The sequence below is a fragment of the Halomonas sp. 707D4 genome (genome assembly GCF_024158685.1).
In the GTDB taxonomy this organism is placed as follows: Bacteria; Pseudomonadota; Gammaproteobacteria; order Pseudomonadales; family Halomonadaceae; genus Vreelandella.
In genome coordinates this window covers 1-11,444 of the sequence record NZ_JAMZBD010000046.1, presented here as the reverse complement: position 1 = coordinate 11,444, position 11,444 = coordinate 1, and the positions used below count along the sequence as shown (strand labels likewise).

Below are 11,444 nucleotides of genomic sequence, written 5' to 3'. Positions count from 1 at the left end.
GATCAGCCGGCGTCGCCACTGTTCGACACGCCCGCCTCGCGGCCGGCCACGACGCCCTTCGGCCCGGGCGGGTGAGCGTGCTCTAGAGCGCGAGCTTGTCCATGTGGGCGAGAATCAGCTCGCGACGCTCGCGCTGCTGCTCCGGCGTATAGGGCTCGGCCTCGCCCTTGCCCCATACCGGCCCCGGCCAGGCGGCATCGCGCTCAAAGCGTACCACCAGGTGGAGGTGAAGCTGGCCGACCACGTTGCCGAGGGTGGCGATGTTGAGCTTGTCGCCTTGGAAGGCCCGGTTCAGGACCTCGCCCAGCGCCGTGGCCTCGCGCCACAGCTGGGCCTGGTCGGCCGCGTCGAGCTCGTACACCTCGGATACGCTCTCCCGGCGCGGCACCAGAATCACCCAAGGGTAGCGGGCATCGTTCATCAGAAGCGCACGGCACAGGGGCAGGTCGGCCAGCGACAGGGTATCGGCGGCAAGTCGCGGGTCCAGGGTCAGGGTGGTCACGAGGCTCTCCAGGATTCAAGGTCGAAGGCCATCATAGCAGCACCGGCGGCGCCCTGGGCACGTTAAGCGAGCACGATTCTCAAAAGCTGTTACGCTGAAAGAGCACCTGTCTCATGACATCGAGCAAGGGCGTTCACGATCATGATTGTTAAGGAGAACACAATGAAAAAACTACTTGCGGCAAGCTTCGTTCTGCTGGTCAGCGCCTCTGTGCTCGCCGGCTGCAACACCGTGTCCGGTGCGGGGCAGGACGTTCAGGCCGGTGGCCGTGCGGTGCAGGAAGCTGCCGAATAACACTGCCGTGTCATGAAAAAGCAGGCGAGCTCCTCGCCTGCTTTTTTGTGGCCGCCCATTACTCGTTCTCTGCACTCGTTCTCTGCTGGCTCTTTCAAGGAAAACCCACGCATGCCTACCGTTTCACGATCGTCGACCCTTCGTTTCGCCGCTTTGACCCTGGCCGCGCTGCTCGGCGGCTGCGCCGCCCAGACCGGAACGCTGAGCGCCCCCAGCTCGCCGGACGTCAGCGCTCCGCCGCCGCCGAGCGTGGCCGGCGGCGCGCAGCAGAATGAAGGCACCTGCCAGGCAGGGGCGCTTGCGTCCGCCGTGGGCGAGACCTTGAGCGACGAGCGCGCCCAGGCGCTGCGCGCGGACAGCGGCGCCCGCGATGTGCGCGTGCTGGCCCCGGACAGCATGGCGACCATGGACTACCGCGAGGATCGCCTCAACATCGAGGTAGACGAGCAGGGGCGCATCACCGGCCTGCGCTGCGGCTAGCGCAGGATCAGCACCACGCTGGCGGCGGTCAGTAGCCCCATGGCGACATTGAACGCCCGCCAGCCGCCGTCACTCTTGATCAGGCGGCCGATCGCCACGCCGAAGCCCGCCCACACCAGCAGGCAGGGCAGCGCGACGAGCTCGGCGAATCCCACCAGCACGACGGCGTTGAGCAGTGCCTGCCCGCCCTGGGGCAGAAATCCGGCGATCAGCGCAAGCCCGAGTATCCAGGCCTTGGGGTTGGCGAGCTGGAACAGCGCTGCCTGCAGGAAGGTGAGGGGTTGTCCGCGCTGATCCGATCCCTTCACGTTGGGTGACGGGGCCGTGGCGATCCTGTAGGCCAGGTACAGGAGATAGGCGCTGCCCGCCCAGCGCAGCGTGACCTGCAGCAGCGGGGCGCGCTCGAACAGCACCCCGAGCCCCAGGGCGATGGCCAGGTACAAAAAGAAACAGCCTCCCACGATGCCGAACATGTGCGGCATCGTCCGGCGAATGCCGAAGTTGGCGCCGGAGGCAGTGAGCATCAGGTTGTTCGGCCCCGGCGTCAGCGTCATCGACAGCATGAACACCGCCACCGGCCCCAGTATCAACAGCCACTCTTCACTCATAACGGTCTTTCCAGCGCTGGCGGCGCACCTGCTCCTTGAGCATTTCGATGATGTCGTAGAGCACCAGCTCGGTGACGTGGGCGCTGGTCTCGTCCACCGTGAGCCAGCTGTCGAAGCCGCTTTCGGCGGTGCGTTCGATCACGCGGCGAAATTCCGGCGAGTGAACGCCCAGCGCCAGCTCCTCGACCAGGCGTTGGGCCACGCCGCTGAGCGACGCCTGCATGGCGCTGGAGGCGGCAAGCCCCATGGGCAGGCGGTTGAGCTTCTGGATCTCGGGGCTCTCGTTGAGCGTACGGGTGACCAGCGCGTCGATCGAGCGCATGATCTCCTCGCGGTTCTTGCGGTAGGCCTTGCCCACGGTGGCTTCCAGGCGCTGGGTGATCTCCTGGATCAGCGCCTCCTTGCGCGGCATGATGACCCGGTCCACCACGCGCTGGGTGAGCGAATCCGCCGCCATCACCTGCTGCTGGACGTTGCCCATCAGGCGCAGGGCGATGCGGTCGGACAGCTCCTCGAGCAGGATGTCGTAGTACTTGGCGAAGAACTGGAAGCTCGACCAGCGGCGCACGTCGATCAGCCCCAGCCGGTGCAGGCGGTGGAGCAGCGACAGCACGCGCAGCGCCCGCAGCCAGCGAAAGCCCGCCAGCGGGATGCAGCCGAGCACGTCGTACCAGTGCACGAAGGGGTAGAAGAACCAGCGGTGGTAGCGCCGCTCGATGATCGCCGCCGCCCAGCTGAACAGCACGTCCACCACGAAGATGGCGACGAAGATCAGGTCGATGCGCGCAAAGCGGCTATGGATACTTGATGCGTAAAGGTCGTGAAAGGCGGGGGAGGCACTCTGCACCAGGTTCTCGAACCAGGTCAGCAGGAACAGCGAATCGAACAGCAAAAGCGCCAGGTTGACGATCACCGCGACCAGGATGAAGAAATCCCAGCCGATGTGGGCGTACTCCACGGGCTTGGGCAGTTGGGGATGGCGCTCCCTGAGGAACATGACGACTCCTTTCGTGGGTGGGCGGTGGGCCTAGCGTTCTTCCGTGATGTGCTGCTGGGCGAGCCGCTCTTCCAGTTCGGCCTGCTTTCGAAGCTTCTTGCGCAGCGCCGCCTTCTCGAAGCGCAGCTTCGCAAGCGGGGTCTCGAGCGTCAGCGGCGGTACCCGGGCCGGCTTGCCCTCGCGGTCCACCGCCACCATGGTCAGATAGCAGCTGTTGGTGTGGCGAATCAGCTTCTCGCGGATGTCCTCGGCCACTACCTTGATGCCGATCTCCATCGACGAGCGGCCCACGTGGTTGACGCTGGCCAGGAAGGTGACCAGCTCGCCCACCATGATCGGCTGCTTGAACAGCACCTGATCCACCGAGAGCGTGACCACGTAATGACCGGAGTAGCGGCTGGCGCAGGCGTAGGCCACCTCGTCGAGCTTTTTCAGGATAGCACCGCCGTGCACCTTGCCGCTGAAGTTGGCCATGTCCGGCGTCATCAGCACCGTCATGGAGAGTTCGCGCTGGCCGGGCAGGGGAGCGTTGTCGGCGCTGGTCTGGGTCATGTCGAAACCTTGCAAAGTCGAAAGGGAAGCGCCCGCCTCGGCGGGCGCGTCGGGGTCAGAACCACGTGAGCCCGACGGAGATGATCAGGCCGGTCAAGAATAGCTGAACCAGGCAAAAGCCCATGATGTCCTTGGCCTTGAGTCCGGCGATCGCCAGTACCGGCAGCGCCCAGAACGGCTGCAGCAGGTTCGTCCAGGCGTCGCCCCAGGCCACCGCCATGGCGATACGCGCCACGTCCGCCCCCAGCGCTTCGGCGGCGGGCAGCATCACCGGCGCCTGTACCGCCCACTGGCCGCCCCCGGAGGGTACGAAGATATTGACGAGCCCGGCGCTGATGAACGACCAGAACGGCAGCGACGCGGCGCTGGCAAACGACACCAGCCACTCGGACAGGCTCTGGGCCAGCCCCGACTGTACCATGATCGCCATGATACCGGCGTAGAAGGGAAACTGGATGACGATGCCCGCGCCGCCCTTGATCGCCTCGTTGAGGCTGGTCAGCAGGTTGTGCGGCGTGCGGTGCAGCACGATGGCCACGAACAGGAACAGGAAGTTGACCACGTTCAGGTTGAGGCTGCCGCCGCGCAGCAGGAAATGATCGAGCAAGAACAGAAGCCCCGGCACGCCCACCAGCAGCGACAGCGCCAGGCTGTTCTCGAGCTTCTCGGCCGGGCGCGTGGTGCGGGTGAGGGGGGGCGGCTCGTCGTCGAGCAGCCTGGGGTCGATGTAGATGCTCTCCTTTTCCGACGGCAGCATCATCCGGTTGATCAGCGGAACGGCGACGAACAGGCAGACCACGATGGCCAGGTTGAAGAATGCGAAGATGGTCGAGCCGGTGCCGATCACGCCGATCTGGTCGAAGGCGAAGTGGCCGTCGGTGGCGATGGTCAGCGGAATCGAGCCCGCCAGGCCCCCGTGCCAGACCACGAAGCCCGAGTAGGCGCTGGCCACCAGCAGGCGGTAGTCGACGCGCACGAGCCGGGCGAGCTCCTTGGCGAACAGCGCCCCCACCACCAGCCCGAAGCCCCAGTTGATCCAGCTCGCCGCCAGCGACACCAGCGTGACCAGCACGATCGCGCCGCCGGCGCTCTTGGCGGTGCCCGCAAGCCTTGCCAGTAGGCGTTTGACCGGCGGCGAGCTTGCCAGCATGAAGCCGGTCACCAGCACCAGAAGCATCTGCATCGAGAAGGTCAGAAGCCCCCAGAAGCCGTCGCCCCACATGCGCAGCACGGCAAGCGGCGTCTGGCGCTCCACGGCGATGGCTGCCACGGCGGCGACCAGCGTGAGCAGCAGCACGAAGATATAGGGGTCGGGCAGGTAGCGCTCGACCAGCTTGACTGCGGGGCGGGAAATGAACCGTAGCATAGGGGGCTCGCCTTGATCGTTGTTGGAGTGCGAAATCAATATACGAGCCCGAGGCGTTTATTTCACCCCCCACCAAAGGGGCAGGGCGCGACGTGGCCGGGGCGCCAGCGGGTTCGGCGGTAGTGAACGTAGTAGGCGGTAAGCATCGCCGAGCGGGTGAGCATGAACAGCGTGAAGGCGAGCCACAGCCCGTGGTTGCCCAGGCCCTGGCCGAGCCACCAGGCGGGCAGGTAGACGGCGAGCCCGGCGAAGATGCTGTTGCGCATCTCGCGCACCGCCGTAGTGCCGATGAACACGCCGTCGAGCAGGTAGCTGCCTACCGCGATCAAGGGCATCGCCACCATCCAGGGCAGGTAGAGCGCGGCGGTGGCGCGCACGTCGTCAAGGCCGGTGAGCAGCGCGACCAAGGCGTTGCCGAACAGCGCGAAGCCCAGCGCCGCCGCCGCGGCGGTGTAGAACGAAAAGCGTGCGCAGCCGCGTACCGTGGCGGCGAATTCGGCCCAGTCGCGGCGCCCGAAGGCGCGCCCGACCAGAGACTCGGCGGCGTGGGCGAAGCCGTCCAGGGCGTAGCTGGTCAGCATGATGAACTGCAACAGCACCGCGTTGGCCGCCAGTACCGTGTCGCCCTGGCGCGCGCCCTGGGCGGTGAAGAAGGCGGTGGCGAACAAAAGCCCCAGGGTGCGCACGAACAGGTGACCGTTGACGCTGAACAGCGGCCGGTAGGCGGCCAGCGTGAACAGCCGGGCCCGGTGGGTGCGTCCGTCCAGGCGGCGCAGCTGGCGGGCCGCCAGCCAGCCACCGACGGCGAGGGCGCTGTAGTCGGCGATGACGCTGGCCAGCGCCACGCCGTCGACGGTCATCGAAAGACCTACCACGAAGAGAAGATCCAGCGCGATGTTCACGCCGTTGGTGAGCAGCATCAGCAGCAGCGTCACCCGCGCGTTCTGCTGGCCCAGGAACCAGCCCAGCAGGGTGTAGTTGGCGAGCACCGCCGGCGCGGAGTAGAGCCGGATGCGGGCGTACTCGAAGGCCAGCGCCCGGGCGTCGGGGCTGCCGTCGAGCAGCCACAGGCCGGCGTCGATCAAGGGCGTACCGAAGAGCAGCAGCAGCGTGCCGATCGCCCCGGCCATCAGCAGCGACTGACCGAGCAGGGCGCGCACCTCACCCGGGTCGTCGCGGCCCACCGCCTGGGCGACCAGCCCGGTGGTGCCCATGCGCAGAAAGCCGAAGCCCCAGTAGAGAAAACCGAACAGGGTCGCGCCGAGGGTCACCGCGGCGAGATAGCGCGCGTCCGGCAGGTGGCCCACCACGGCGGTATCCACCAGCCCCAGCAGGGGCACGGTGACGTTGGAGAGGATGATCGGCCAGGCGAGCGCCCAGATACGCACGAAGGACTCAGGCGGCGGTGATGAGATGGTACTTTTTCAGCAACTGCTCTTTGGTTTCCAGACGTTCGGGGTCGAGCGGAATGCAGTCCACCGGGCAGACCTGCTGGCATTGGGGCTCGTCGAAGTGGCCCACGCACTCGGTGCAAAGGCCCGGGTCGATGATGTAGATCTCCTCGCCCGGGGAGATCGCGTCATTGGGGCACTCCGGTTCGCAGACGTCGCAGTTGATGCATTCGTCGGTAATCATCAGGGCCATGGCTATTACCTCGTGAATGGCGAATACGCAGAAGAATCGGCGCTCAAGCCGAATGGGCGTTCAAGTATAGTGCGCGCGCAGCGCCTTGACGACCGGCGGCGCCACGAGCGTCGAGACGTCGCCGCCGAGCTTGGCGATCTCGCGCACGATGGTCGACGAAATGTAGGAGTTCTCTACCGCCGGGGTGAGGAACACGCTCTCGAGCTCCGGCGCCTGGGCGCGGTTCATGTTGGCCAGCTGCAGCTCGTACTCGAAGTCCGAGGCGGCGCGAATGCCGCGCAGGATGATCCGCGCGTTCTGGTCGCGCATCAAGGTGGTCAAGAGTGACGAGAACCCGATCGTCGAGACGTTGGCAAGTCCGGCGCACACCTCCTCGGCGAGCGCGATGCGCGTCTCGAGCGAAAGCGCCGGTTTCTTGCCCGGGCTCTCGGCCACGGCGACCACCACCCGGTCGAACATCTTCGCGGCGCGCTCGATCAGGTCGACGTGGCCGTTGGTGATCGGGTCGAAGGTACCCGGATAGACGGCGATGGTCGGGTGGCGCGCACTCATGCGTCCTCCTCGTCGTCGAGACGGCCGAAGGGGTTGTCGACGCGCAGCGACACCGGCTGGGCGTAGCCGGGAATATGGATGCGCTCGGCCTCGATGCCGAGTTCCGGGCCTTCGAGCACCGCCTCGCCGAACTGGTAGCGCGGGGCGTAGTGGCCCTGGTCGGCGCGGGCAAGGTAGGCCCGGGCGCTTTCGCGTACCGCCTCGCGGCGCGTCTTCCACTCCTCGATCGCTGCCGCGCCGTGGCGCTTGGCCAGAAGCCGCTCGGTGACCTGGGGCGAGAGCACCACCCCCGTGGCGTTGTTGCCGCCAAAGCCCTTGGCGTTGATGAGACTTGCGTCGGCGCGAAATTCGATCGTCTTGCGCGAGAAGCGCAGCCGCTCGGCGAACACGTCGCTTGCCACCGCATCGAGGGTCGGGATACCCGGCAGCAGCCCGTGCTGGAAGCTGCCCAGCGCGCTTGCCAGCTGGTCGCCGGCCGCCGACCCCTGGGAGTGGCCGATGAACGCCTTGATCGCCACCACCGGCCAGTCGTCGATGCCGTTGGCGCGGGCGATCTCGTGGAGCACGTGGGACTCGGTGGTGCGGTTCTTCGGCGTGCTGGTGCCGTGGGCGTGCACGAAGGTGCGCTCGGTCAGCGCCTTGTCGCCGAGCATCTCGCGCACCAGGGAGGCCGCCTTGCCGAGCGTGATGTAGTTGCCGATGCCCGGCGCCGAGATCGAGCGCTTGAAGCCGTCGGCATTGACGAACACGTTGGGCACCGCACCGAGGATGTCGGCACCCACCTCGAGGGCCAGCGCGTCGTCCATCAGCAGCACGAACTGGCTCGCCTCGGCCATGGTGAAGCCGCAGTTCTGGGCAAACGGCCGGCAGGCGCGCTGGTAGTCCGCGTCGGTGAGAAGCTCGAGGGCGTCGAGCGCCTTGAGGCTGGCGTCGTCCGCCAAAGCGCCCATGGCGCGAAAGCCCTCGATGATCTCCGGGGTGATCGGCGCATCGGAGGTGCCCACCATGACCACCCGGGCACGGCCTTCACGAATGTCGTTGATGCCCAGGCGCAGGTTGTAGAGAAAGCTCGCGCAGGCGCCGAGTGCCGCGCCGGTGGCGCCGACGCTGCCCAGCACGTAGGCGTTGAGGAAATCCGCCGGCATCTGGCCGTAGCCCAGCGGCATCTGCTTGGAGGTGGCGCGGTTGCCGCTGACCAGGCTCTTCATCAGCCCCCCCCAGCCCTCGTCGTCGAGCTGGCCGATGGAGTTGCCGGCGTAGACCGCGATCTGGTCCGGGTCGAGCCGCGCGCGCAGGGTTTCCCACTCGAGGCCGCTGGCCCCCAGGCAGTCGCTGGCGGCGAAGATCGCCATGGAGAGCCCGCGCGGATGATGCACGCTGCGATAGAGACTCGCCGGGTCGAAGCCGCTCGGCAACTGGGCGGCGGCGATGACCTTGGGCGTCTGGGCGTCGGGCAGGAGCGTCTCGAACGTACCGCCCGGCACGGTGACCTGGACGTGGCGCTCGTCGTGGCCCGGGCTCACCTGCCAGTCGGCGGGCAGGTTGTCCGGCAGCTGGCGGCGACGCAGGGTGAAGCGCAGGGGTGCTTCGAGCTCGAGCGTGGCCTGGCGCGCGGCGGGCATGCCCGGCGGCAGAAAACGCGGGTCCTCGTTGCGGCGAATCAGGGTGTGATTCAGCACCCGGTCGCCAAGCGCCTCGCCCGGGGCGTCGAGCGGGGCGCCGTCGGCGTCCTGCCAGCCCTGCTCGGTGTGAACGGCCAGGCGCATCAGGGCGGCCAAGCTCTCCAGCGTATGGCGCTTCAGGTCGGTGGGGAGCGCATCGAGCACGGTGCGGCGAAAGGCCTGGTGGCCCGAGGTTCTGCCAGCAGGATTGATGCCGCCCATGCCGACAATCACCGGTAAATGTGACAAGCCGGATTCCTCGTGGTGCGATAGTTGGGTAACGTTTGGCTCAGTGGCGCGACGAACGCGGCCAGGGGCTGAGCGCCATATAACTCTTGGACGTGATCATAGCACCGGGGGCGCAATGGCGTCATGCCGCGCGCGCCGGAGACTGATAGAATCACGCTTTTTCCATCAGGGGATGGCATGCAGCAGGCGTCTCGAATCGTCACTTCCAATCAGAGCGGCCCGCACCGGGATCTCGCCCGGCGCCTCGAGCGGGCGCTGGCGCATCCGCTCAAGAAACCCGTGGCGGCGCACAACCAGCGCGCTTTCGATGCCGCCGGTACCTGGTACGCGGCCCGCCGGGCGCCGTTGATCCTCGATGCCGGGTGCGGCGTAGGGCTTTCGACACGGCGCCTGGCGGCCCGGTTCCCGGACCACGCGGTGATCGGCGTGGATCGCAGCGAAAGCCGGCTCACCCGCGAGCACGGCGCGCTGCCCGACAACGCCTTGCTGGTGCGCGCCGACCTGGTGGATTTCTGGCGCCTGGCGCAGGCGGCGAAGTGGGCGCCTGTGCGCCACTACGTGCTCTACCCGAACCCTTACCCCAAGGCGTCGCACCTCAAGATGCGCTGGCATGGGCACCCGGTGTTTCCCGCGCTTCTGGCCCTCGGCGGGCGCCTGGAGGTACGCTCCAACTGGCCGCTCTACATCGAGGAGTTCGCCGAGTGCGTGCGGCTCGCCGCCCGGTGTCCCGTCCGGGTCGAGCCGGTTACGCCCGAGGGCGAGTACCTGACGCCCTTCGAGGCCAAGTACGACCAGAGCGGCCAGCCCTTGTGGCGGCTGGTGTGCGAGCTGCCGACACCGTGCGAGGCCGCGTCGTGAGCGGCGCCCGGTCGAGAGTCGTCGACGCCGGTAGTCCGCTGCTCCCTTTTCCCATCAACGCGTATCGAGGCAGGTGAACGTGAGTCGTTGCAATGTCCTTTCAAAGCCCCTTTGGCTCGCCCGCACCGCGGGCGTGGCGCTGGTGGCGCTCCTTGCGAGCCAGCCGCTGCTGGCGGACTTCAGCCGCCTTGGCCAGCTGCGCGACAAGGGATTCGCGGTCAGTGCCGAGGCGCGCCTGCTCGGGCCGGATGCAAGCGAGGTGCTCGGCAGTCTCGAGCCCGGACGCGCGCTCTCGCCGGCCTCGGTCACCAAGGCCTACATGAGCGCGGCACTGCTGAACCGTTTCGGCCCGCAGCACCGCTTCACCACGGCGCTGGTCAGCAGCGCCCCGATCGACGACGGCGTGCTGCGCGGCGATTTGATCTTCGAAGGCGGCGGCGACCCGGGGCTGACCAGCGAGGATCTCTGGCGCCTGGTGCAGCGGCTGCAGCTTTCCGGCGTGCGCGAGGTGGACGGCGCGCTGGTCATAAGCCAATGGCGCTTCGGCCCGGTGACTTGCGTGACCACCGACCGCTGCAACGCCCAGACCCGAGTGACCAACGCCTACAGCGCGCCGCTCACCTCGGCGGGCGTGAACTTCGCCACCTGGTGCGTCAACGTCGCCCCGGCGGCGCAGGCCGGCGCACCCGCCCGCGTCGGGCTGTGCGACAGCCCTCTGCCGCTGATCACGGTGGAGAACCAGGTGCAGACCGTGCCCGCCAACAGCGGCACCGAGATCGGCGCCGAGCGCATCTCCGACGAGCGCGGCGACGTGATGCGCCTGACCGGGCAGATCTCCACTAACGCCATGGCCCAGGACGTCTACCGCGGTGCCGGCGACCCCGCCGAGCAGACCGCCCTGGTGCTGATGAGCATGCTCGACCAGGCCGGCATCACGGTGCGCGACCCGTGGAGGGTGACCTCGGCGCGGCCCACCGGGGCGAGCCGGCTGGCGGCGGTGGACGGCAAGCCCCTTCAGGAGCTCTTGCTGCGCACCATGAACTACTCCAACAACTACATGGCCGACGTGCTGGCGCTGAACCTGGTCGAGACGCCCCAGGCGCAGCTCGACCAGGCGGGCCGGGCGATCGAGGCCTACGCCGGGGCGCTGCCCGGCCACGGCCCGCTGACGCTCGAAAGCGGCAGCGGCCTGACCACGGCGAATCGCACCTCCGCCCACGGCGTGACGGTGATGCTCGAGGACATGTTCCGCCAGGGAGCGCTCTTTCCGAGCTTCGTGGCGTCGTTCCAGTCGCCTTCCAACGGCGTGATGCGCTTCATCCGCCGCGGCTCGCCGACCTTCCAGAACAACGTCATGCTCAAGACCGGCACCCTCAACCAGCCGTTTGCGGTGCGCGCCGCGGCGGGCTACTTTCGTACGGCCCAGGGCCGCTGGGGGGTGTTCAGCGTGCTGGTCAACGGCACCGGCTCCACGCCGTACCTGAGTTGGGCGGAGGTGCTCGACCCGCTGTCGCTGGATCTGGACGCCATGATACTGGCCCACTGACGCCGCCGTGCACGGCGCGACCGACGAGATGGATGAGGCAATGAAGCCAAGGCATACCGGAATCACCCACCTGATACACTCCACGCGCTACTCGTGGAAGGGGCTCAAGGCGGCCTTCGCCAACGAGGCCGCCTT

At 67.6% G+C, this 11,444-nt stretch carries 13 protein-coding genes and 1 pseudogene; 5 read left to right on the top strand and 9 right to left on the bottom strand.

Features of this window, described 5'->3' with window-relative positions; translation table 11 throughout:
- Positions 1–82 precede the first annotated feature (82 nt).
- Positions 83–502 (bottom strand): HIT domain-containing protein, encoded by a 420-nt coding sequence (locus BIS11_RS03610; protein WP_253426254.1) that lies wholly within the window; start codon positions 500–502, stop codon positions 83–85.
- Between the two features lie 162 nt (positions 503–664).
- Between BIS11_RS03610 and BIS11_RS03605 the strand changes: the two genes are divergently transcribed.
- A complete protein-coding gene (locus BIS11_RS03605) occupies positions 665–796 on the top strand; it encodes an entericidin A/B family lipoprotein (protein ID WP_227388718.1) in 132 nt (43 codons plus the stop codon).
- Positions 797–907: 111 nt separating this feature from the next.
- Positions 908–1,276, top strand: coding sequence for an I78 family peptidase inhibitor (locus BIS11_RS03600; RefSeq protein ID WP_253426256.1), 369 nt, complete (start codon positions 908–910; stop codon positions 1,274–1,276).
- Here the strand turns inward: BIS11_RS03600 and BIS11_RS03595 are convergent.
- The 8 genes from BIS11_RS03595 to BIS11_RS03560 form a co-directional block, all read right to left on the bottom strand.
- A complete protein-coding gene (locus BIS11_RS03595) occupies positions 1,273–1,884 on the bottom strand; it encodes a LysE family translocator (RefSeq protein ID WP_253426258.1) in 612 nt (203 codons plus the stop codon). The genes BIS11_RS03600 and BIS11_RS03595 overlap by 4 nt on opposite strands.
- Positions 1,877–2,881, bottom strand: coding sequence for an ion transporter (locus BIS11_RS03590; protein WP_253426260.1), 1,005 nt, complete (start codon positions 2,879–2,881; stop codon positions 1,877–1,879). Before BIS11_RS03590 ends, BIS11_RS03595 begins: the two co-directional genes overlap by 8 nt.
- 30 nt (positions 2,882–2,911) lie before the next feature.
- On the bottom strand, positions 2,912–3,433 hold the full coding sequence (locus tag BIS11_RS03585; protein ID WP_253426262.1) for an acyl-CoA thioesterase: 522 nt from the start codon (positions 3,431–3,433) through the stop codon (positions 2,912–2,914).
- A gap of 55 nt (positions 3,434–3,488) precedes the next feature.
- Entirely contained in the window at positions 3,489–4,799 is a 1,311-nt protein-coding gene (locus BIS11_RS03580; protein WP_253585740.1) for a short-chain fatty acid transporter, read from the bottom strand.
- Positions 4,800–4,861: 62 nt separating this feature from the next.
- Complete coding sequence (locus tag BIS11_RS03575) at positions 4,862–6,187, bottom strand: MATE family efflux transporter (RefSeq protein ID WP_253420372.1); 1,326 nt, start codon at positions 6,185–6,187, stop codon at positions 4,862–4,864.
- A gap of 7 nt (positions 6,188–6,194) precedes the next feature.
- Complete coding sequence (locus BIS11_RS03570) at positions 6,195–6,443, bottom strand: YfhL family 4Fe-4S dicluster ferredoxin (protein WP_253420369.1); 249 nt, start codon at positions 6,441–6,443, stop codon at positions 6,195–6,197.
- Between the two features lie 60 nt (positions 6,444–6,503).
- A complete protein-coding gene (coaD, locus tag BIS11_RS03565; protein ID WP_253420365.1) occupies positions 6,504–6,995 on the bottom strand; it encodes a pantetheine-phosphate adenylyltransferase in 492 nt (163 codons plus the stop codon).
- The gene (locus BIS11_RS03560; RefSeq protein WP_253420380.1) at positions 6,992–8,878 is read right to left on the bottom strand and encodes a beta-ketoacyl synthase; all 1,887 of its coding nucleotides are present in this window, start codon (positions 8,876–8,878) and stop codon (positions 6,992–6,994) included. The genes coaD and BIS11_RS03560 overlap by 4 nt, the downstream gene beginning before the upstream one ends.
- 204 nt (positions 8,879–9,082) lie before the next feature.
- Here BIS11_RS03560 and BIS11_RS03555 point away from each other — a divergent pair, with 204 nt between their 5' ends.
- From BIS11_RS03555 to BIS11_RS03545, 3 genes and pseudogenes are all read left to right on the top strand, one after another.
- Positions 9,083–9,763, top strand: a complete 681-nt coding sequence (locus BIS11_RS03555; RefSeq protein ID WP_253420363.1) for a tRNA (guanosine(46)-N(7))-methyltransferase TrmB — start codon at positions 9,083–9,085, stop codon at positions 9,761–9,763.
- 133 nt (positions 9,764–9,896) lie between these two features.
- On the top strand, positions 9,897–11,309 hold the full coding sequence (gene dacB / locus BIS11_RS03550) for a D-alanyl-D-alanine carboxypeptidase/D-alanyl-D-alanine-endopeptidase (RefSeq protein WP_253420377.1): 1,413 nt from the start codon (positions 9,897–9,899) through the stop codon (positions 11,307–11,309).
- Positions 11,310–11,349: 40 nt separating this feature from the next.
- A pseudogene (locus tag BIS11_RS03545) lies at positions 11,350–11,444 on the top strand (diacylglycerol kinase); the annotation flags it as partial.

Coding starts and splice junctions, on each gene's coding strand:
- BIS11_RS03580 (WP_253585740.1), bottom strand. CDS start 4,799: ATGCTACGGTTCATTTCCCGCCCCGCAGTCAAGCTGGTCGAGCGCTAC.
- BIS11_RS03600 (WP_253426256.1), top strand. CDS start 908: ATGCCTACCGTTTCACGATCGTCGACCCTTCGTTTCGCCGCTTTGACC.
- BIS11_RS03590 (WP_253426260.1), bottom strand. CDS start 2,881: ATGTTCCTCAGGGAGCGCCATCCCCAACTGCCCAAGCCCGTGGAGTAC.
- BIS11_RS03585 (WP_253426262.1), bottom strand. CDS start 3,433: ATGACCCAGACCAGCGCCGACAACGCTCCCCTGCCCGGCCAGCGCGAA.
- BIS11_RS03560 (WP_253420380.1), bottom strand. CDS start 8,878: ATGGGCGGCATCAATCCTGCTGGCAGAACCTCGGGCCACCAGGCCTTT.
- coaD (WP_253420365.1), bottom strand. CDS start 6,995: ATGAGTGCGCGCCACCCGACCATCGCCGTCTATCCGGGTACCTTCGAC.
- BIS11_RS03570 (WP_253420369.1), bottom strand. CDS start 6,443: ATGGCCCTGATGATTACCGACGAATGCATCAACTGCGACGTCTGCGAA.
- BIS11_RS03555 (WP_253420363.1), top strand. CDS start 9,083: ATGCAGCAGGCGTCTCGAATCGTCACTTCCAATCAGAGCGGCCCGCAC.
- BIS11_RS03605 (WP_227388718.1), top strand. CDS start 665: ATGAAAAAACTACTTGCGGCAAGCTTCGTTCTGCTGGTCAGCGCCTCT.
- BIS11_RS03595 (WP_253426258.1), bottom strand. CDS start 1,884: ATGAGTGAAGAGTGGCTGTTGATACTGGGGCCGGTGGCGGTGTTCATG.